Below are 19,507 nucleotides of genomic sequence, written 5' to 3'. Positions count from 1 at the left end.
GATGAAACAACTGGCCGCCTTGACCGCCCTGGGGCTTGCATTGGCGTCGCCCGCCTTTGCCAGCAAGGTCTATGTCAGCAATGAAAAGGGCAACACGATCACCGTGATCGACAGCGCCACATGGGAGGTTCTGACGGAATTTCCCGCAGGAAACCGCCCGCGCGGAATCGGGATCAGCCCGGACGGCAAGCATCTTTACGTCTGCGCGTCCGACGACGACACGGTGCGGGTCTTCGATGCCGAAACCTACGAGGAACTCTGGACCCTGCCATCCGGTCCCGACCCGGAACTGTTCACCATGCATCCCGACGGCAGCCTGCTCTACATCGCCAACGAGGATGACAATCTCGTCACGGTGGTGGACACGGCGAGCCACACGATCGTCGCGGAAATTCCGGTCGGCGTCGAACCGGAAGGCATGGCGATCAGCCCGGACACGCGGTTCGTGATCAATACCTCCGAAACCACGAACATGGCGCATTTCATCGACACGACCGATTACGAGATCAAGCACAACATCCTGGTCGATCAACGCCCGCGCTACGCGGTCTACACGGACGATGGCACGGGCCTGTTCGTCAGTTCGGAAATCGGTGGCACGGTCAGCGTCATCGATCCCAACGCCGATGGCGGTCCGCAGTTGCTGACCAAGATCGGATTCGAGGTCGCTGGCGTGCAGCCGGAGTGGTTGCAGCCGGTCGGAATGCAGGTCACGGCCGACAACAAGTGGCTGTTCGTGGCCCTCGGGCCGGCCAACAGGGTCGCGGTTGTCGATGTTGCAACCAACGAGGTGGTCAAATACATTCTCGTCGGACAGAGGGTCTGGCAATTGGGGTTCACCCCGGATCAGAAATACCTGATCACGACAAACGGCAACTCCAACGATGTGACGATCATTGATGTCGACGCCCAGAAGGCGGTGAAGTCCGTGCAGGTCGGGCAGCAACCCTGGGGCGTCGTGGTGGCCCCGGACTGATCCGGGCCGGAAAGGCAGGAGGTCGAGGTGAGACAGGTATTCGGCATCGTCGCGGCGCTGGTTCTCGGGATCTGGACGTCGGTGGCGGCGGCGGGGTCCGAGACACCCGTCGTGCGGGTTGCGGTGCTCCAGATCGGCACGGTCAACTGGGAACTCGACACGATCGAGCGCAACGGTTTCGACGCCGCGAACGGATTCGACCTGACAGTGCTGCCCTTTGCCGACAATGGCGCGACGCGGGTCGCCTTTGAAGGCGGAGAAGCCGATGCCGCCGTGGTCGACTGGATCTGGGTCGCCCGCCAGCGGGCGGCGGGCAAGGATTACGTGTTCATTCCCTATTCCAGGGCGGTCGGCGGGCTGGTGGTGCCCGACACCAGCCCTGCGCGAACCCTGGCGGACATGGCCGGAAAGAAGATCGGGATCGCCGGCGGCCCCCTGGACAAGAGCTGGCTGATCCTGCGGGCCTATGCGCGGCAGGAATTCGAACTGGACCTGGAAGGAGAGACCGAACAGGTCTACGGCGCGCCGCCGCTGATCTACAAGACCGCGGTGGCCGGAGAGACCGATGGCGCCATCAACTTCTGGCACTTTCTCGCCCGGATGAAAGCCGAAGGAATGCGCGAGCTGATCTCGGTCTCCGACGCGTCCGTGGCTTTGGGCCTTGATCCCGATGTGCCGCTTCTGGGCTACGTGATGAAAGAAAGCTTTCTCGCCGCGCATCCCGGCATCGCCGAAGCGTTCCATGCGGCGACGCGGCAGTCGAAGTCGCTGCTGGCGCGGGACGACGATGCCTGGCAGCCGCTGCGCGACAGGATGAATGCGCAAACCGAGGCTCAGTTCACGGCGCTGCGCGAGGATTTCCGCGCCGGCATTCCGCCGGATGCGCCGGTCGATGCGGACAGCGCGGACCGGCTGTTGCGCCTGATGGCGGAACTCGGCGGCGAGGCGCTGGTCGGCGCGGCGGTGACGCTGCCGCCCGGTGTCTTCGCAAGGACCCGGTGAAGGGGGCCAACGATCCGTGAACGTGCGCCTCGCGTCCCTGATCGGGCTGCTTCTGCTCTGGATCGCCGCCGCCTGGATCGGAAACGACCCCGAGGTCCTGCCGATGCCTGGCGCGCTCCTGTCGCCGTTCTGGGCCGAACTTGCATCGGGCACCTTGCCCTACCATCTGGCGATGACCCTGATCCGGGTGCTCTGGGCCTTTGCCCTGGCGATGGCCGCCGGTGTGACGTTGGGTCTGGTGATGGGGCTGTTTCCCAGGGTCGATGCCTGGCTCGATCCGTGGCTGGTGGTGTTCCTGAACCTGCCGGCGCTGGTCCTGATCGTGCTCTGCTACCTTTGGGTCGGGCTGAACGAGACCGCGTTGATCCTCGCCGTGACGCTCAACAAGATCCCGAACGTGACGACCATCGTGCGCGAGGGCGCGCGGGCGCTCGACCCTGACCTCAAGGCGATGGCGCAGGTCTACCGGATGCCGCGCGCAACCTATCTGCGCCATGTGGTGATGCCGCAGCTTGCGCCCTTCGTGGCGGCGGCCGCGCGGTCCGGAGTCGCGGTGATCTGGAAAATCGTTCTCGTCGCCGAATTCCTCGGCCGTTCCAGCGGCATAGGCTTTCAGATCCATCTCTATTTCCAGCTTTTCGATGTGGTGCACGTGCTGATCTATTCGCTGTCCTTCATCGCGGTGATGCTGCTGGTGGAATGGACGATGCTGCAACCCTGGGAACGCCGGGTGCGGCGCTGGAGAACTGCGTGATTTCCGTCGACGTGATCCGCAAGTCCTTTGGCGACTCTCATGTCCTGCGCGATATCCGGTTCGCGGTCGAAAAGGGCGAAACCGTCGCGATACGGGGGCCGTCCGGGATCGGCAAGACGACGCTGCTGCGTCTGATCGCGGGCATCGATACCGCGTTCGAAGGAGAAATACGACGTCCCGACGCCATGGCCATCGTGTTTCAGGAACCGACGCTATTGCCGTGGCGCACCGTGTCGCAGAATATCACGCTGGTGCATCCCGAGCTTGACCGCGACAGCGCCCGCGCCGCGTTGGAGAAAGTCGGCATCGGAGACAAGGCCGACCTGTTTCCGGGCCAGTTGTCGCTGGGGCAGCAACGCCGGCTGTCCCTGGCCCGCGCCTTCGCCGCGCGGCCCGACCTGCTGATTCTGGATGAACCCTTCGTGTCGCTGGACCCTCTGTTGGCCGAAGAGATGCTGACCCTGACCGAAGCGCTGATCCGCGAATACCGGCCGGCGACGATCTTCGTGACCCATGACGCTGACGAGGCCGCCCGGCTGAGCGACCGCATCCTGACGCTGGGCGGCGCCCCGGCGACGCTGGTCTAGGACCGCACCCCGGAGAACCGGTTTTCCCAGTCTTCGCGCTGCTCGTCGGTGATCTTGGCGAAGAGCACGTCCGGCACCGTGAACGCGTGTCCGGCGGGCAGGGTGGACAGGGCATCCGCCACATCGTCGGGCCAGCCGGTGTCCTGCGTGTTCATCGCACCGAGCATCGCTGCGCTCGCGGCCGGGATGAACGGCGCGCTGAGCACGGCGTAAAGCCGGATCAGGTTCAGACCCAGGCGCACCTGCATCGCCGCGCGGTCCGGGTCTTCCTTGATGGTGGACCAGGGGGCCGCGCTTTGCAGATATTCGTTTCCGGCAACCCATATAGCGCGCAGTTCCTGCGCCGACTTGCGCACTTCCATCGCGTCCATATGGCCCTCGTAGGCGCGGATGCGGCGGGTCAGTTCGGACAGAAGAGTTTCTTCCTGCGCGCCGTATGCGCCACCGTCCGGCACGGTCTCGCCGAACTTGCTGCGGCAGAACTTGGTGATCCGGCTGACGAAATTTCCCAGAACGTCGGCGAGATCCTTGTTCACCGACTGCTGGAAGTTCTCCCAGGTGAATTCGCTGTCGCTGCTTTCCGGCGCGTGGCTGAGCAGCCACCAGCGCCAGTAATCGGCCGGCAGGATGTCCAGCGCCTGGTCCATGAACACGCCGCGCCCCTGGCTGGTGGAGAACTGGCCGCCGTCATAGTTCAGATAGTTGAACGACTTCAGGTGATCGACCATCTTCCATGGCTCGCCCGATCCCAGCAGGGTGGTCGGGAAAGACAGCGTGTGGAAGGGCACGTTGTCCTTGCCCATGAACTGCACATAGCGCACGTCGCCGGCCCCCTTGTCGGTGCGCCACCAGCGTTCCCAGTCATTGCCGGTCGCCTCGGCCCATTCGGCGGCGCAGGCGATGTATTCGATGGGGGCGTCGAACCAGACATAGAACACCTTGCCTTCCATGCCCGGCCAGTCCTGATCGCCCTTTCGAACCGGGATGCCCCAGTCCAGATCGCGGGTGATGCCGCGGTCCTGCAAACCATCGCCGTCATGCAGCCATTTCCTGGCGATCGAGGTGGTCAGGATCGGCCAGTCGGTCTTGGTGTCGATCCACTTGTCCAGATCGTCCCGAAGCGCGGATTGGCGCAGGTAGAGATGCTTGGTCTCGCGCACCTCAAGGTCGGTCGAACCCGAAATCGCGCTGCGCGGATCGATCAGGTCGGTCGGGTCCAGCTGCTTGGTGCAGTTCTCGCACTGGTCGCCCCGCGCCTTGTCATAGCCGCAATTGGGGCAGGTGCCCTCGATATAGCGGTCGGGCAGGAAACGGCCATCGGCCCTGGAATAGACCTGTTTCTCGCTGACTTCGCGGATCAGGCCGTTCTCTGCCAGAACGCCCGCGAAATGTTGCGTCAGCCTGTGGTTCTGCGGGCTGGAGGAGCGACCGAAATGGTCGAAGCTCAGCCCGAAGCGGCGCGCGATATCGGCCTGCACCTCGTGCAGTTCGGCGCAATATTCCGCCACCGGCTTGCCCGCCTTGGCGGCGGCCAGTTCGGCAGGCGTGCCGTGTTCGTCGGTGGCGCAGAGAAACAGGACTTCATTGCCGCGCCCGCGCATGTATCGGGCGAAGAGATCGGCGGGCAACTGGCTGCCGACCAGGTTCCCGAGGTGCTTGATTCCATTGATATAGGGCAGGGCCGAGGTGATGAGAATGCGTGCCATGTGTCCGTCCGCGTATTGGTCGGCGTTGTGTAGCGCAGGCCGTGGTGGGCGTCACCCCGTCTTTTTCGACCGTGGGAGGGGCTTTGTCCGACATATCGGACGGCGGAACCGGAAATCCCTATACGCCCGGCCCCTGATCTCTGTCCCTTTGACGCCGGAACAGGCGGCCGACCAGGAACGAGGTGCGTGGCGAATAGATATAGGGCGTGCGCTCCGTGCTCGTCGGGCGCACCCACATCCGGGTCAGTCCGAAGATCACGAGGACCAGGTGCCCGGCCGCGATCATGGTGAACATGGCGTGCGGGCCGAACGCGCCAATCAGGACAGAGGCGACGGCGGGGGCGGCGATCGCCCCGAGGGCGAAGAAGAACATCAGCGCCGCCGACAGTTCCACCCGTTCGGAACTTTGGGCGAAATCATGCGCATGGGCCGCGGCCACCGAATAGATCGGAAAGGTCGTGGCGCCGAACACGAAGGCGCTGAACATGACGCCGGACTGTCCGAAATCCGGTGCGCCCATGGTCAGGACCGAACTGGCGATAGCGGCGACCGACAGCCAGATCAGCACCCATCGGCGGTCGAACCGGTCCGCCAGCCAGCCCACCGGGTATTGCGCCAGCGCCCCGCCAAGGACGAAGGTGGCGAGGAACCAGCCGATCTGGCCCGCCGACAGGCCGACTTCCTGCCCATAGACGGGGCCGACCATGCGGAACGATGCCGAAGACAGGGCCGCGACCACGACGCCCGCCGCCGCCAGCGGTGACATCTGCACGGCCAGCATCGGACGCAGGCGGGGGGCGTCCGGGGTGTCCGGCTGTTGCGCCGTGGTCAGCGTCAGCGGCAGCAGAGCGGCGCAACAGAGGATCGCGAGGATGTTGTAGGACACGTAGCTCGCCGGTTCGAGAACGCCGATCAGAAGCTGGGCGAAAAGCGATCCGGTCATGTCCACGACCCTGTAGGCGCCCATCGCCCGCCCGCGGCTTTCGTTCGTGACCTTGGATTGCAGCCATGCCTCGATGACCGTGTAGCAGCCGGCCACGCAGAGGCCCGACATGATCCGCATCAGGGCCCAGGCAAAGGGATCGACGATCAGCATATGCGCCAGCAGCCCGATCGCGCCGGTCGCGGTGAAGGCGGCGAAGGCGCGGGAATGGCCGACACTGCCCATCAGCCGCGGCGCCCACCAGCAGCCGATGAAAAAGCCGAGGAAATGCGCGGAGCCCAGCATCCCGATCTCGGTCGTCGTGAAGCCCAGGGCCAGCCCCGACAACGCATCCAGAGGGCCGACGCCGCCCGAGGACAGTTGCAACAGGACCACTGACAGAAACAGGGCGGCAAAGGAGATCAGCAATCGCATGTCGGACCCACCATGACCGCCGGGGGCGGGTTGGCTTGGTTGTTTTCGACGCAAGCGTGTCGTTTTCGTCCAAGGTCATTCCGCCGCCCGTATGACGGCCTTGATGTCGAGCGTCACCGCGTCGCCGACGAGGTCCGCGAAACCTGCGGCGCCAAAGGCGGACCGGCTGATCTGGCCGTCCAGCAGCACGGTCAGGCTGCGCAGGTCGTCAGGCGCGCTGCCGGGAGGACGGTAGAGACCAGCGTTCAGGGCGATGGGCCGGGTGACATCGCGCAGGGTCAGATCCCCGGCGATTTCCGCCCCGCCGGACAACCGCCCATCCGGCGCCAGCCGGACCGACCGGGAACGGAAGCGGATGAACGGAAACCGGGCCGCGTCCAGAACGTCGCGTCCGATCATGGCCTGGGTGGCGAAGACCAGACCGGTGCTGGCGCGGGCGACATCCAGCCAGACGTCGACACGCGAATTCGCCAGGTTCCGTGTGTCGATCTGCACATCCGCCTGTTTGACCGGCATCGACCCGGATTGCGGCAACCCGTTCAGCGAGAACCGGAAAGCGACGCTGGAGGCGGCCGCGTCCAGCAGGTAGCGCGTCCGTTCGGCGGCGGCGCGCCGACCGATGGTCAGGCTCCCCAGGGCAATCACCAGCGCGCGGCGGTTCAGGCGGATCATGCGAATCTCCTGCCCCGTCTTACGCGGTTTCGGGGCGGCGCGGTCGAATTATTTCGACCTTGCCGCGCCGCAGGCTTCGTGCACCCGCGCCATGGCAAGCGCGACCTCGGGATGCAGCGCAAGCGCCGGGCGGGGGCGTTCGGTGGAAGGTGACAGAAGATGAGTCGCCATGGTTTCAATCTGCGTGTTCATGTCTTGTTTTCAACGCATCATCCCGTTTTCGAATTGCCCCCGACGCGGCAGGCGGTAGGCTGCACACCGGCAGGAAAAGGAAGTTGACGATGAAAATGAACCCGCTGGGCCGCACCGGTCTGACCGTGACGGAACTGTGTCTGGGCACGATGACCTTTGGCACCCAGACGAGCGAGGCCGAAGCCCATGCCCAGATCGACCGGGCGCTGGCGGCGGGGATCAATTTCGTCGATACCGCCGAAATGTATCCGGTCAACCCGGTCTGCAGGGAAACCGTCGGCCGCACCGAGGAAATCATCGGCACCTGGAACGCGGCCAATGCGGGGCGGCGCGGCGACTATATCCTCGCCACGAAACACTCCGGCGAAGGACAGGGGTTCGTGCGCGACGGCGCACCGATCTCGGCGGCCACGATTCCGGCCACGATCGAGGGATCCCTGCGCCGGTTGCGGACCGGCTACATCGACCTCTACCAGTTCCACTGGCCGAACCGGGGCAGCTACATGTTCCGCAAGAACTGGACCTACGATCCGTCCGGGCAGAACCGCGCCGACACCATCGCAAACATGCGGGAATGCCTGGTGGCGCTACAGGACCAGGTGGACAAGGGCAACATACGCCATTTCGGGCTGAGCAACGAAAGCGCCTGGGGCACGGCGCAATGGCTGCGCCTGTCAGAGGACCATGGGCTGCCCCGTGTCGCGTCGATCCAGAACGAATACTCGCTGCTCTGCCGGCTCTACGACACGGATCTCGCCGAACTGAGCGTGAACGAGGATGTCGGCCTGCTGGCCTTCTCGCCGCTGGCGGTGGGGCTGTTGAGCGGCAAGTATCAGAACGGCGCCGTCCCGGACGGGTCGCGCAAATCTCTCAATCCGGGGCTCGGCGGGCGGGAAACCGACCGTGTGCATTGCGCGGTCACGGCTTATCTGGACATCGCGGCCCGGCACGGGATCGACCCGGTTCACATGGCGCTTGCCTGGTGCCGGACCCGGCCGTTCATGGCGTCGGCGATCTTTGGCGCGACCCGGATGGATCAGCTGGATCACGCGCTGGCATCGGTGGACGTCCACCTCGGCGACGACGTCCTGTCCGAGATCGACGCAGCCCACAGGGCGCATCCGATGCCGTTCTGACAAGGCTCAGGCGGCGGGTCTTCGCACCTGGCGCAAGGCGCGGGCGGACTCCCCATGCGCCGCCTGAAACGCGCGGGCGAAGGCCGCGGCCGAGGAAAACCCCGTCGCCAGCGCAATGTCGAGAACCGACAGGTCGGTATCGGTGACGAGACGGCGGGCCTCGGTCAGCCGCAGCGCGAGGTAATGGGCTTTCGGCGTCGTCCCGAGCCGCTGTCGAAACTGCATCTGGAGCGCACGCGGGCTGGTTCCCGCCCGCCGCGCCAGTTCGGGAATCGGCACTGGCGCGTCGAGTGTCTGTTCCATGATGGCGCTGGCCCGCGCCGTCAGCCGGGAATGATCCGGATGCGGCCCGCTTCGGATCTGGGCGCGGGACGGGTCGCTCGGGCTGTCATAGATGAACACGCCCGCAACCTGCGCCGCCAGCGTCGCCCCGCAGCGCCGTTTGATCAGATGCAGCATCATGTCGATCGCGGGCGCCGCGCCGCCGCTGGTCATGCGCGGCCCATCGATATGGAACCGGTCCTTCAGGGTGGTCACATCCGGAAAGGCCCGCGCGAAATCGTCGAGATCCTCCCAATGGGTCGTGGCGCGGTGGTGATCCAGCAGCCCGGCATCCGCCAGAACCCAGGGGCCGCCGTCGATCCCGGCCAGGGTCGCCCCGGTCGCCGCGATCCGGCGCAGGCCGGCGCGCAGGGACGGGGTCGACTGGCGTTTGAGGTCGAACCCCGCGATCACCATCAGGAAATCGCAGGACGCCAGGCGGCTGAGGGCGGCGCCCGGCACCGACAGGCCGCTGGTCAGCGTCGCCGGGGCACCGGTCGCCGTGACATAGCGCCAGTCGAACAGGCGCCGCCCGGCGATACGGTTGGCCGCCCGCATCGGATCGACACCCGCCGCGAAGCTCAGCGTGTTGCAGGCATCCAGCACCAGAACCGCTGTGTTCAGCGGATGAGAACTGGGCCGCAGGATGTTTTTTGCGGTTTTCATCAACTGCCATTCTTAAAACGTAAACTGATAGCCGCCAAGCTGGGACATTGTCGGCGCGGCGAAGGAAAGGAACCCGAGATGCCATTGGACATGAACAAAGAGGTTTTCATCACCTGCGCCGTCACCGGATCGGGCGGCACACAGGACCGAAGCCCGCATGTGCCCCGCAACCCGAAACAGATCGCCGACAGCGCCATCGCCGCGGCGAAGGCCGGGGCGGCCGTCGTCCATTGCCACGTCCGCGACCCGGACACGGGTGCGCCCAGCCGGGACGTGAAACTGTACCGCGAAGTTACCGACCGTATCCGGGATTCCGACACCGATGTGGTGCTGAACCTGACCGCGGGCATGGGGGGCGACATGGTGTTCGGTCCGACCGAGCGCCCGCTGCCGCTGCGGGAGGCGGGCACAGACATGGCGGGCGCGGCGGAGCGGGTCGCGCATGTGGCCGAATGCCTGCCGGAAATCTGCACGCTGGATTGCGGCACGATGAATTTCGCCGAAGCCGACTACGTGATGACCAACACGCCGGGCATGTTGCAGGCGATGGGGCGGATGATGACCGGCCTGGGCGTGAAACCCGAGATCGAAGCCTTTGACACCGGGCATCTCTGGTATGCGAAGCAACTGGTCAAGGACGGCGTTCTGGACAGCCCGGCGCTGGTGCAGCTCTGCATGGGGGTGCCCTGGGGCGCGCCGGACGATCTCAACACCTTCATGGCGATGGTCAACAACGTGCCCGAGGACTGGACCTTTTCGGCCTTCTCGCTCGGCCGCAACCAGATGGCCTATGTGGCGGCCGCGGTGCTGGCAGGGGGCAACGTGAGGGTCGGGCTGGAAGACAACCTGTGGTTGGACAAGGGCGTGCTGGCCGAGAACTGGCAACTGGTCGAACGTGCGTGCACGATCGTCGAGAACATGGGCGCGAGGGTGATCGGCCCGGCCGAGGTCCGCGAGAAGCTGGGGCTGGTGAAGCGGGCGCCGCTGTGATCGCCGCAAACCCGTCGACGCGACCACAACCGGGTCCATGGGGACATTGCCCCGAAGACGCACATCGCGGCGTCCGGACCGGGCGCGGGCGACGGACGTTTGCGGCCATTCTTCTGACCGCGATATCTGGAGCCTGTGCCGCGCCGAAGGACGGCGTCTATCGCGATACCGGCACGCCGATGGGGGCGACGACCCGGTTTCAGGCCGACCGCTTTGGCGGCGACTGGCAGGTCGTCGCCCGCTTCGGTGCGGTGCCGGACGGACCGCTGCGGTTCGACCCTGAACGGAGCACTTTGACGGAGGCCGCAAGCGGTCGCGTCTTTGCGGTGAACGAACGCAACGGGGTTGCTGTGATGTGGGTGGACGACGGGTTCCGCACTGCGGCGCTCGGGTCCGTCGACGGGCGGATCGGGTTCATCCTGAACCGGACGGCCCCCGTCGCGCCGGACCGGATCGCCGCGGCGCGGGACGTCATGGCCTTCTACGGCTGGAACGTCAGCCGTCTGGAAGCGTCGGACTGATCCGGCTGCGGCGGCGCGAAACCAATACCTTCCACCAACGGGGACTGAGACCATGACAGGGACTGCGGCAATCATCGGCGGGGGCGTCATCGGCGGCGGCTGGGCCGCCCGCTTTCTGCTGAACGGATGGGATGTGCGGGCGTTCGACCCCGATCCGGACGCGGAGCGCAAGATCGGCGAGGTGCTCGGCAACGCGCGCAGGTCGCTTCCGGGGCTGAGCGATGCGCCGCTGCCGCCCGAAGGCCGGCTGAGTTTTCACGACAACATCGCGTCGGCCGTGGCCGGCGCGGCCTGGATACAGGAAAGCGTGCCCGAACGGCTTGACCTGAAACACGTCACGCTCGCCGCGATCCAGGCGGCCTGCGCCGAGACGGCGATCATCGGGTCGTCCACGTCAGGATTCAGGCCGAGCCAGTTGCAGGACGGTGCCGCCCGGCCGGGCCAGATCGTCGTGGCGCACCCGTTCAACCCGGTCTACCTGCTGCCGCTGATCGAACTGGTGCCGACCGTGGCCAATCCGCCCGAGACCGTGGACGCGGCCAAAGCGCTGTTGACCTCGCTGGGGCTTTACCCGCTGCACGTCAGGCAGGAAATCGACGCCCATATCGCCGACCGGTTTCTGGAAGCGGTCTGGCGAGAAGCGCTCTGGCTGGTCAGGGATGGCGTCGCCACGACCGAGGAAATCGACAACGCGATCCGCTACGGCTTTGGCATCCGCTGGGCGCAGATGGGTCTGTTCGAAACCTATCGCGTGGCGGGCGGCGAAGCGGGGATGAAGCATTTCATCGCCCAGTTCGGTCCCTGTCTCAGCTGGCCCTGGACGAAACTGATGGATGTGCCGGAACTGACCGACGATCTGATCGGCCGGATCGCGGATCAGTCCGATGCCCAATCGGGCAGACATTCGATCCGCGATCTGGAACGCATCCGGGACAACAACCTCGTCGCGATGATGCGGGCATTGAAACAGCAGGACTGGGGCGCCGGCGCGCTGCTCAATGCGCATGATGCCGCCCTGAAACCGGGCGCGGGCCTGTCGGGAGGGGTCGACAAGCTGGAGACTCTGGACAGGCTGGTCCTGACCTTGTCCCGAGCCGTGCCGCTGGACTGGACGGATTACAACGGTCACATGACCGAATCGCGCTATCTCGATGCCTTCGCCTCTGCGACCGACCGGTTCATGGAACTGATCGGCTGCGACAGCGACTACATCGCAGACCCGGCGGGCGGCAGCTATTTCACCGCAGAAACCCATATCCGGCATCTGGACGAGGCGCTGGCGGGGACGCGGATCAGGGTCGAAACGCAGTTGCTTCTGGGGCAGGGCAAGAAACTGCACCTGTTTCACCGCATGTATGACGGCGACAGGCTGCTCGCGACGGGCGAACATTTCCTGCTGCATGTCAGCCTCGAAACCCGCAGGCCCTGCGCGCCCTCCGCCGCGATCGAGTCGGCGCTGGTCAGGCTCAGCGCCGCGCAATCAGGCCTTCCCTGGCCCGAGGGGGCCGGGGCCGCGATCCGCAAGCGGTCGTGACAGGGCGGGTTCTGATCACTGCCGGGGCATCGGACCCGCGATGGCGAAGGCCATTGACGCGGCGGGTCATGCGTTCCGGATCGCCGAGGTGGATGCCGTCGCGCCCGGGCGGGCGCCCGGCCATTGGCGCATGGGGCGGAACGACGTCGCCGACGAACCGGAAATGCGAGATCTCTTCGGGCAAGTGGCGGCGGATTGGGGCGGACTCGATACGCTCCGCGCCAATGCGGGGTTTGCCGGGCCGACCGCGCGGGTCGAGGACATTGCCCTGAGCGACTGGCGATCCTGCCTTGCGGTCAGGCTTGACAGTGTATTCCTCACCGTCAGATACGCGGCGCCACTGATGAAACCCGCCGGGCGCGGCGCGATCGTCCTGACCTCTTCCACCGCCGGGCATAGGGCCGATCGGGACCCGCAGCCGGCCCCGTGATCCCGCGCGCCCTGCTTCATCTTTGCTGAAATACTCCGGGGGTACGGGGGCTGGCCCCCGTTGAAAGGCTTGTCCGGGGTCGCCGGCCGCCCCGGATCCACTCTTCGGGCCGTCGGGTCAACCCATTCCCTGCCGCAACCGGCGCAATTCGCCCGGCAGGTCGCGGGCGGTCAGATCGGCCTCGCGCACAAGTGTGTCGAAATGCCGGGTAAAGACCTCGACCCGGTCGCGGTCGCGAAAGGCCATGTAATGCCCGCCGGCATAAAAGACGCAGAGCAGCGGTCCGAAGATCGTCAGGGGCGCGCTGTAGAGCCGCTGCGCGTCAAAGAGGTAGAGTCTCAGGCGCGGGTAAAGCTGTTCGGACAGGGCGAGAAACCGGTCGATCTGTTCCAGCCGCACCGCCAGCGGCAAGCCGCTGTAATAGCCGGTGCCCTGCGCGAAACTGGTCAGTTCGTAACGTGGAAGAGCGATCTCGTAATCCGACTGCGCGCCGCGCATCCATTCCAGCCGGTCCTCCGAGGCGCCGATGGCTTGGTCGGCGGTGCGGCCGAGATGGGGGGCGTATTCCCATTCCAGCAGGGCGCGGGTCTTCAGCATGTCCGGCAGCGCCGCCGGAACATGGCGGATCTTGTAGCCCGCCGCTTCCCCATGCCAGTCAAAGATGCGCTGATCCACCAGCGCACGCGGCGCTTCGGTCAGGCTGAGACTGCCGGCGAGCAGTTCGGCGGCGCTTTCCGGCCGGTCGGACAGGCTGAGCAGCCAGTCGGCGGACACCCCCAGCGTCGCCGCGCAGGCGCCGACCACATGTGCGTTGGGAAGCCGCGCGCCATCGCCGGTCAGCAATTGCGAGATCGTCGACCTGTCCACGCCGATCCGGCGGGCGAGGGCGCTCTGGCTGAGGTGCCTGTCCTGCATCGCACGGGCCAGCCGGGTGCGGAACCGCTCGGCTCTCTGATGTTTGTTCATTTTGTCTTGCATATGTTTATAAATATCACAATGTGGCGGGTTTGTGCACAATTATTGGAATGGTCACAGGCGTGCGACCGTGTTTACTGAATACCGGGACAATCGACAGGCTACGGAATGACGACACTGGCGGGAACGCCTCCGGCGGCGCGTGCGCGGATGGTGGAATGGGCGACTTTCGCCCTGATCACAGCCTGTTACGGCTTCTGGTTCCTTGCGGTGTTCTGGTTGGCCGACGTTTCGCTCCTGCTCACCATTGTCGTCACGATCCTGCTGGTGGCGCTGCATTCTTCGCTGACGCATGAAGCCCTGCATGGTCATCCGTTTCCGTCCAAAGCGATGAACGAGGCGCTGATGGCGCTGCCGTTGAGCCTGTTCATCCCCTACAACCGGTTCCGCGACCAGCATCTGGCGCACCATCGCGACAGCACCCTGACGGACCCCTACGACGACCCGGAAAGCAACTATCTGGACCCGGCGGTCTGGGCCGCGATGCCGCGCTGGAAGCGAGCCGTCTTAAAGGCGAACAACACGCTGCTCGGGCGGATGCTCCTGGGGCCGCTGATCGGGCAGATGACGTTCCTGAAAGCCGAATGGGCGGGCGCCCTGCAAGGCGACCGGGCGATCTGGCTGGCCTGGGGCTTGCATCTGCCCGGAGTCGCGGCGGTGCTCGCGCTGGTCATGGCGTCGGGGATGCCGGTCTGGGCCTATGTCACAGCCGCCTATTGCGCCCTGGGTGTCCTGAAGATCCGCACCTTCCTCGAACATCGCGCCCATGAACAGATCCGTGGCCGCACCGTCATCATCGAGGATCGCGGCCCGCTCGCCTTCCTGTTCCTGAACAACAACCTGCATGCGGTGCACCACATGCACCCCTCGGCGCCGTGGTATCGTCTTCCGGCGCTTTACCGCACTGGCCGGGACCGTTACCTGTCGGTGAACGACGGTTATGTCTTCCGGTCCTACGGCGAGGTGTTTCGCCGGTTTTTCTGGCGCGCGAAGGACCCGGTGCCACATCCGCTCTGGCCGAAGCCCTGAAACTGCGCCAATAGGGATCCATGGCACTCTGGATTCCCGTCACGCTGGCGGCCGCCGTCTTTCAGACGCTGCGGTTCATGCTGCAAAAAAGCCTCAGCACCACGAAGCTGTCGGCAGCGGGGGCGACCTTTGCCCGCTTCGCCTATTCGGCGCCGCTGATCGTTGCGCTTCTGGCAGGATATCTGTGGATCAGCGGCCGCGCCCTGCCGCCGCTGGTGCCGGCGTTCTGGACCTTTGCCGCGATCGGCGGGCTGTCGCAGATCCTGGCGACGATCTGCGTCGTCCTGCTGTTCAAGCAGCGGAACTTCGCGGTTGGCATCACCTTCAAGAAAACCGAGGTCATCCAGACCGCGCTGGTCGGTCTGGTCGTGCTGGGCGAAGGTGTCAGCGCCGGCGGGTTCGCCGCGATCCTGCTGGGGCTGGCGGCGGTGCTCCTGCTGTCCCGGACGCCGGATGTGGAGGGGTCGTGGCTGCGTCACCTGACCAACCGGGCATCGCTTCTGGGGTTGGGATCGGGGGTGCTGTTCGCTTTTTCCGCCGTCAGCTATCGCGGCGCCTCGCTGCAACTGGGCGACGTGGAACCGGCGTTTCGCGCCGCCATCACACTGGCCTGCGTCGCCAGCCTTCAGGCGCTGTCGATGGCGGCATGGCTCCTTCTGCGCGACCGGGCGGAACTGCGCGCGGTCTGGGATACCCGGCGGGTCGCGGTCTGGGTGGGGCTGTTTTCCATGGCCGGGTCGTTCTGCTGGTTCCTGGCCTTCACCTTGCAGAACGCGGCCTATGTCAAGGCGCTCGGACAGGTTGAACTGGTGCTCAGCCTGCTGGCCTCGGTGCTGTTCTTCCGCGAAACCGTGACGCGGCGGGAAATCGGCGGCATGGCCTTGCTCTGCCTGTCGATTCTCTTGCTCGTGCTGGCGATTTGAGTCGGTCGGGTGAGAAGCCCGATCTTGCCTGCCTACGACCTCAGGGCGTAGGCTAACGCCATGCGGCGTGGGGAGTGAGGCGGCGGGCATGACCAAGACAGCATTGATTACGGGCGCGTCGAGCGGGATCGGTCGGGCGACGGCGGTGCGCCTGGCATCCGAAGGCTGGCATATCCTGGCGCAGGGCCGCCGGGTGGAGGCCCTGCGCGAGACGCTGGACCTGGTTGCCGGGGCCGGCGGCAGCGGGGAATGTTTCCAGGCGGAAATGCAGTGCATGGAGGCGATTGCCAGCCTGTCGGAATGGGCAACGGGCAGGAACCGTCTCGACGCGCTGGTGCATTGCGCGGCCAAGTTCACCTATGGGCCGGTTTCGACCGAGCGGTTCGAGGATTGGGATCTGTCCATCGACAGTGTGCTGAGGGCCACGATCCGCCTGACGGCGCATGTGTTGCCAGCGCTGCGCCAGACCGAGGGGGCGGTTGTCTATGTCTGCGGGCCGACCAGCTGGATCGGCTGGAAGAACCACGCGATTCACTGCGCATTACGCCATGCGCAGGCGGGGTTCGCACGCGCGCTGTTCGAGGATGTGCGCGAGGACGGGGTGCGTGTGACGCTGGTGCATCCCGGTTTCGTGGATACGCCCGCGGTTGACGCCGCCGACAAGGACCGGTCGAAAATGATCCAGCTCGCCGATATCTCGGAACTGATCGCGACCGCCTTGACCCTGCCCAACACCGCCTGCGTGACCGAACTGACGGTGCGCCCGCAAAGATCGCCCTATCTCTGACTCTGTTTCCGCCCATCGGCGGCGGGTCAGTCATGCTCGGGCATCACATGGCCGCGCAGGCGCAGGAACAGGCTGGCTTCCTCGTCGTTGCGGAAATAGGGCACGCTGTCGGGCGGCGTCCTGTCGGTGACGCGCCCCTCGACCTCGGCCAGCACGACTTCGGTGATGAAGGGCAGGTCGAAGTTCCGCGCTTCGCGCAGCTTGATCCATTGCAGGTGGGAAAGCTCGTCGCAGGCGTGGGTGAAATCGTCGAGGTCGCTCTGGATATCGTCCGCATCCACCAGGAAGAAACGGGCGTCGAAACGGCGCGGACGGCCCGGCGGGGTCAGGGCGCGAAACACGAACTGAAGACCTTCGGCGGCGGGCAGATGGCCGGTTTCGGCAAAGCTGCGCCAATCGGCGGGCACCGGGTCCGGCCAGGATCCGCGGCGGCCCAGGATCAGGCCGGTTTCTTCCCAGAGCTCGCGAACGGCCGCAGCGGCAAGCGCGTGTTGCAGGTCTTCGGGGGCGTTGTCGCGCAGACGGTTCTGGCACAGGGCGGGCAGCGGGGCGGCCAGCGGCACCAGCGCGTCCGCGGCATCGACCGCACCGCCGGGGAAGACGAACTTGTTCGGCATGAAGGCCGCCTTGGAACCACGTTGCCCCATGAGAATGGACGGATCGTCATGGCGGTCGCGCAGAACGATCACCGTGGCGGCGTTTCGGATCGCGGATTTGTCTGTTGTCATGGTGCCTCGCCGGGTTGCGGAGCTGCCGGGTGTCAGAACCCGTGCATGTGGCGGGCCCACTGGAACCCGACGATGGCCCCCTTCAGTCTGGGCAGAAGGTAAAGCGACAACGCGACACATCCAACCGCAAAGATCGTGAAAAGGATGAGCGGATCGGGCCGAAAGGTTTCAAAGACCAGCAGCAGAAGCGGTGCCATCAGGTGCCCCACGATCAGGATGGTCAGATAGGCGGGACCGTCGTCGGCGCGGTGGTGGTGCAGTTCCTCGCGGCAGACCGTGCAGGTGTCGTTGACCTTCAGATAGCTGCAAAGCAGCGGTCCGCTGCCGCAATGCGGACATTTGCGACGCCAGCCTTTCAGCAGGGCGGGCCAGAGATCACGAACCTCCGGATCGCCGATCGGACTGGTGCCGTTGTCTTCGGCCTGAATATGGGTCGGATCGTATCGCATGATGTCCTTGCTCTCTCTGGCTCAAGATGGGCACGTTGAAGGCTGACGGAAAGGGTGCAGTTGGGCATTGCGGCGCGATGTCGCGTGCCCTGGCCGGGAATGTCTGTTTCCGCGGCCTGCGCACCGGCTTGAAAGGGGTATCGCCTCGCCCTGTTCATCACATTTGCGAAGACCGCGGACCTTGGCGTGTGGAACCGCTGCCAGCGGGATCGCCGGTTGAATCGGGAAAGCGGGTGGCGGAACCGGTTCGCGGGCGGGAATCCACGAGCCGCGTGCAAGGAAGCGGAACTCGACGCCGCCGCGCCGCGCAATGCGCTCGCCCGACGACCGGGCGGGACCCCGAGCCGCCGCTGCATGCCGGTGCCGGTATCAGGCCGCGGCCGGCGTGAGGGACACCTTGTTGCGCCCGCTTCCCTTGGCTTCGTAGAGTGCGCGGTCGGCCTGTCCGATCAGGGCCGTCGCGTATTGATCCGCGGTCAATCCAGAGTCCGGACCCAGCGGGCGGCCCACGACGGCGCCGATGCTGGTGGTCACATGCAGTGGCTGCGAGACGCCCGGACACTGGAACGGGTGCGCGTTGATGCGCCGGCACAGGTTTCCGGCGACGATCGAGGCCGCGGCCTGGTCGGTGTCGGGCATCACGATCAGAAACTCTTCGCCGCCGACACGGGCAATCATGTCCGTGGAGCGAAGTTCGCTTTTCAGCCTCCGTGCGGTTTCCATCAGCACCGCATCGCCGGCTTGGTGGCCGTGGTTGTCGTTGATCCGCTTGAAGTGATCCAGATCCGCCAGCATCACCGAAAAGCTTTTGCCCGTTCGCGCCGCGTTCATCGCGATGGTGGCCAGATGCGGAAGCGCATAGCGGCGATTGTAGAGCCCTGTCATCGGATCCCGGACAGCGGCCCGGAGCCCGTCGCGCACGGAATCGCGCAGGCGGTCGGAACTGGCCTTGTGATGCAACTGCGCCGTAAGCCGCAGCGCCAGCTCCTCGGGGCAGAACCCGGTTTGCAGAACGTCATGGGCACCGCGGTCCAGCGCGTCCGCAACCAGTTCCGGAGTCGTGGATGGCACCACGGCGATCAGGGCGGCCTGGCTTGTCTGGCTGCGGGCCCGAAGGTCCGCGAGCAGGCGCAGACCCATGTCGGGATAGGGGCCGGTCAGATCGACAATGATGGCGTCGGGCATGGGGTCGGACATCATGGCGTGGATGTTGCTCATCTGGTGGCTTTCCAGGCGATGGCGCACCATGCCTTTCAGCCTGGCCCGCCACAGCGCCCCGGTGGCGGAGTCGCGGGTCAGCAGGGCGACGCGGGCCGGGGCGGTGAAGGCCGCCGCCGGTTCCGCGAATCCCAGGATCGAGGACGCCCCGTCGCGCAGGCGCAGTTCGTCCGTGCTGCTTCGGGCGCGCAGCAGGCTGCGAATCCGCGCCTGAAGGATCAGGTCGTCCACCGGCTGGGTCAGCACGTCGTCGATGCCGCCTTCGAGCGCCGTCAGACGTGCGGCGCGGTCGTTCTGCGAGGTGATGGCGATGATCGGCACGTTGCGCAGGGAATCGTCCTGTTGCATCAGTCGGCGGACCGCCAGGGCGTCTCCGTCCGGCAGGGTCATCGCCGTGACGATCAGGTCCGGCTGCGCCCGCCGCGCCATCGGCAGCAACCCCTGCAGGCCATCGCTTTGGACCACATGGTAATAGGCTGCGGACAATTGCACCTTCAGCATGATGCGATTGGTGGACACGCCGTCCAGGATCAGGATTGTGCCTTGCACGCAGC

At 65.7% G+C, this 19,507-nt stretch carries 21 protein-coding genes; 12 read left to right on the top strand and 9 right to left on the bottom strand.

Annotation, left to right across the window (positions count from 1 at the left end):
• Nucleotide 1 precedes the first annotated feature (1 nt).
• Genes QO034_RS12235 through QO034_RS12220 form a run of 4 tightly spaced genes read left to right on the top strand, consistent with a single transcriptional unit; the run spans nt 2 to nt 3,319 of the window.
• Nucleotides 2-976 carry a PQQ-dependent catabolism-associated beta-propeller protein gene (locus QO034_RS12235; protein ID WP_284485821.1) on the top strand — a complete coding sequence of 325 codons (975 nt, stop codon included), beginning with the start codon at nt 2-4 and terminating at the stop codon, nt 974-976.
• A gap of 27 nt (nt 977-1,003) precedes the next feature.
• On the top strand, nt 1,004-1,978 hold the full coding sequence (locus tag QO034_RS12230) for an ABC transporter substrate-binding protein (RefSeq protein WP_284485820.1): 975 nt from the start codon (nt 1,004-1,006) through the stop codon (nt 1,976-1,978).
• A gap of 16 nt (nt 1,979-1,994) precedes the next feature.
• Complete coding sequence (locus QO034_RS12225; RefSeq protein ID WP_284485819.1) at nt 1,995-2,732, top strand: ABC transporter permease; 738 nt, start codon at nt 1,995-1,997, stop codon at nt 2,730-2,732.
• Nucleotides 2,678-3,319, top strand: coding sequence for an ABC transporter ATP-binding protein (locus QO034_RS12220; RefSeq protein WP_284485818.1), 642 nt, complete (start codon nt 2,678-2,680; stop codon nt 3,317-3,319). Before QO034_RS12225 ends, QO034_RS12220 begins: the two co-directional genes overlap by 55 nt.
• On the opposite strand, the gene metG is transcribed toward QO034_RS12220, so the two are convergent.
• From metG to QO034_RS12200, 4 genes are all read right to left on the bottom strand, one after another.
• Nucleotides 3,316-5,025 (bottom strand): methionine--tRNA ligase, encoded by a 1,710-nt coding sequence (gene metG / locus QO034_RS12215; protein ID WP_284485817.1) that lies wholly within the window; start codon nt 5,023-5,025, stop codon nt 3,316-3,318. The genes QO034_RS12220 and metG overlap by 4 nt on opposite strands.
• A 118-nt stretch (nt 5,026-5,143) precedes the next feature.
• The gene (locus QO034_RS12210; RefSeq protein WP_284485816.1) at nt 5,144-6,382 is read right to left on the bottom strand and encodes an MFS transporter; all 1,239 of its coding nucleotides are present in this window, start codon (nt 6,380-6,382) and stop codon (nt 5,144-5,146) included.
• Nucleotides 6,383-6,457: 75 nt separating this feature from the next.
• Nucleotides 6,458-7,054 (bottom strand): YceI family protein, encoded by a 597-nt coding sequence (locus QO034_RS12205; RefSeq protein WP_284485815.1) that lies wholly within the window; start codon nt 7,052-7,054, stop codon nt 6,458-6,460.
• Nucleotides 7,055-7,102: 48 nt separating this feature from the next.
• On the bottom strand, nt 7,103-7,246 hold the full coding sequence (locus tag QO034_RS12200; RefSeq protein ID WP_284485814.1) for a hypothetical protein: 144 nt from the start codon (nt 7,244-7,246) through the stop codon (nt 7,103-7,105).
• A gap of 89 nt (nt 7,247-7,335) precedes the next feature.
• Here QO034_RS12200 and QO034_RS12195 point away from each other — a divergent pair, with 89 nt between their 5' ends.
• On the top strand, nt 7,336-8,382 hold the full coding sequence (locus tag QO034_RS12195; RefSeq protein ID WP_284485813.1) for an aldo/keto reductase: 1,047 nt from the start codon (nt 7,336-7,338) through the stop codon (nt 8,380-8,382).
• A gap of 6 nt (nt 8,383-8,388) precedes the next feature.
• On the opposite strand, the gene QO034_RS12190 is transcribed toward QO034_RS12195, so the two are convergent.
• Nucleotides 8,389-9,369, bottom strand: a complete 981-nt coding sequence (locus QO034_RS12190) for a GlxA family transcriptional regulator (protein WP_284485812.1) — start codon at nt 9,367-9,369, stop codon at nt 8,389-8,391.
• Between the two features lie 78 nt (nt 9,370-9,447).
• Between QO034_RS12190 and QO034_RS12185 the strand changes: the two genes are divergently transcribed.
• The 4 genes from QO034_RS12185 (at nt 9,448) to QO034_RS12170 (ending at nt 12,844) form a co-directional block, all read left to right on the top strand.
• Nucleotides 9,448-10,359 (top strand): BKACE family enzyme, encoded by a 912-nt coding sequence (locus QO034_RS12185; protein WP_284485811.1) that lies wholly within the window; start codon nt 9,448-9,450, stop codon nt 10,357-10,359.
• A 179-nt stretch (nt 10,360-10,538) separates the two neighbouring features.
• Nucleotides 10,539-10,880, top strand: a complete 342-nt coding sequence (locus tag QO034_RS12180) for a lipocalin/fatty-acid binding family protein (protein WP_284485810.1) — start codon at nt 10,539-10,541, stop codon at nt 10,878-10,880.
• Between the two features lie 52 nt (nt 10,881-10,932).
• Nucleotides 10,933-12,414: a carnitine 3-dehydrogenase gene (locus QO034_RS12175; RefSeq protein WP_284485809.1), complete on the top strand. Its 1,482-nt coding sequence runs from the start codon at nt 10,933-10,935 to the stop codon at nt 12,412-12,414.
• A gap of 28 nt (nt 12,415-12,442) precedes the next feature.
• On the top strand, nt 12,443-12,844 hold the full coding sequence (locus tag QO034_RS12170) for an SDR family oxidoreductase (RefSeq protein ID WP_284485832.1): 402 nt from the start codon (nt 12,443-12,445) through the stop codon (nt 12,842-12,844).
• Nucleotides 12,845-12,961: 117 nt separating this feature from the next.
• Here the strand turns inward: QO034_RS12170 and QO034_RS12165 are convergent, their stop codons facing one another.
• Nucleotides 12,962-13,810, bottom strand: a complete 849-nt coding sequence (locus QO034_RS12165; protein WP_407696762.1) for a helix-turn-helix domain-containing protein — start codon at nt 13,808-13,810, stop codon at nt 12,962-12,964.
• Between the two features lie 117 nt (nt 13,811-13,927).
• Between QO034_RS12165 and QO034_RS12160 the strand changes: the two genes are divergently transcribed.
• The 3 genes from QO034_RS12160 to QO034_RS12150 all read left to right on the top strand — a co-directional run bounded on the left by QO034_RS12160 (nt 13,928) and on the right by QO034_RS12150 (nt 16,558).
• Complete coding sequence (locus QO034_RS12160) at nt 13,928-14,848, top strand: fatty acid desaturase (RefSeq protein ID WP_284485807.1); 921 nt, start codon at nt 13,928-13,930, stop codon at nt 14,846-14,848.
• A 20-nt stretch (nt 14,849-14,868) separates the two neighbouring features.
• On the top strand, nt 14,869-15,771 hold the full coding sequence (locus QO034_RS12155) for an EamA family transporter (protein WP_284485806.1): 903 nt from the start codon (nt 14,869-14,871) through the stop codon (nt 15,769-15,771).
• Nucleotides 15,772-15,859: 88 nt separating this feature from the next.
• Complete coding sequence (locus tag QO034_RS12150; RefSeq protein ID WP_284485805.1) at nt 15,860-16,558, top strand: SDR family oxidoreductase; 699 nt, start codon at nt 15,860-15,862, stop codon at nt 16,556-16,558.
• A gap of 26 nt (nt 16,559-16,584) precedes the next feature.
• Here the strand turns inward: QO034_RS12150 and QO034_RS12145 are convergent, their stop codons facing one another.
• The 3 genes from QO034_RS12145 to QO034_RS12135 all read right to left on the bottom strand — a co-directional run bounded on the left by QO034_RS12145 (nt 16,585) and on the right by QO034_RS12135 (nt 19,502).
• Nucleotides 16,585-17,286, bottom strand: coding sequence for an NUDIX hydrolase (locus QO034_RS12145; RefSeq protein WP_284485804.1), 702 nt, complete (start codon nt 17,284-17,286; stop codon nt 16,585-16,587).
• A 32-nt stretch (nt 17,287-17,318) separates the two neighbouring features.
• The gene (locus QO034_RS12140; protein ID WP_284485803.1) at nt 17,319-17,735 is read right to left on the bottom strand and encodes a DUF983 domain-containing protein; all 417 of its coding nucleotides are present in this window, start codon (nt 17,733-17,735) and stop codon (nt 17,319-17,321) included.
• 369 nt (nt 17,736-18,104) lie between these two features.
• Entirely contained in the window at nt 18,105-19,502 is a 1,398-nt protein-coding gene (locus QO034_RS12135) for a diguanylate cyclase (RefSeq protein ID WP_284485802.1), read from the bottom strand.
• Between the last annotated feature and the right edge of the window lie 5 nt (nt 19,503-19,507).

This window comes from Sedimentitalea xiamensis, assembly GCF_030164465.1.
GTDB classification, from domain to species: domain Bacteria; phylum Pseudomonadota; class Alphaproteobacteria; order Rhodobacterales; family Rhodobacteraceae; genus Sedimentitalea; species Sedimentitalea xiamensis.
Note: the sequence above shows the minus strand (reverse complement) of the source record. Positions and strands in the feature narration are given on the sequence as shown.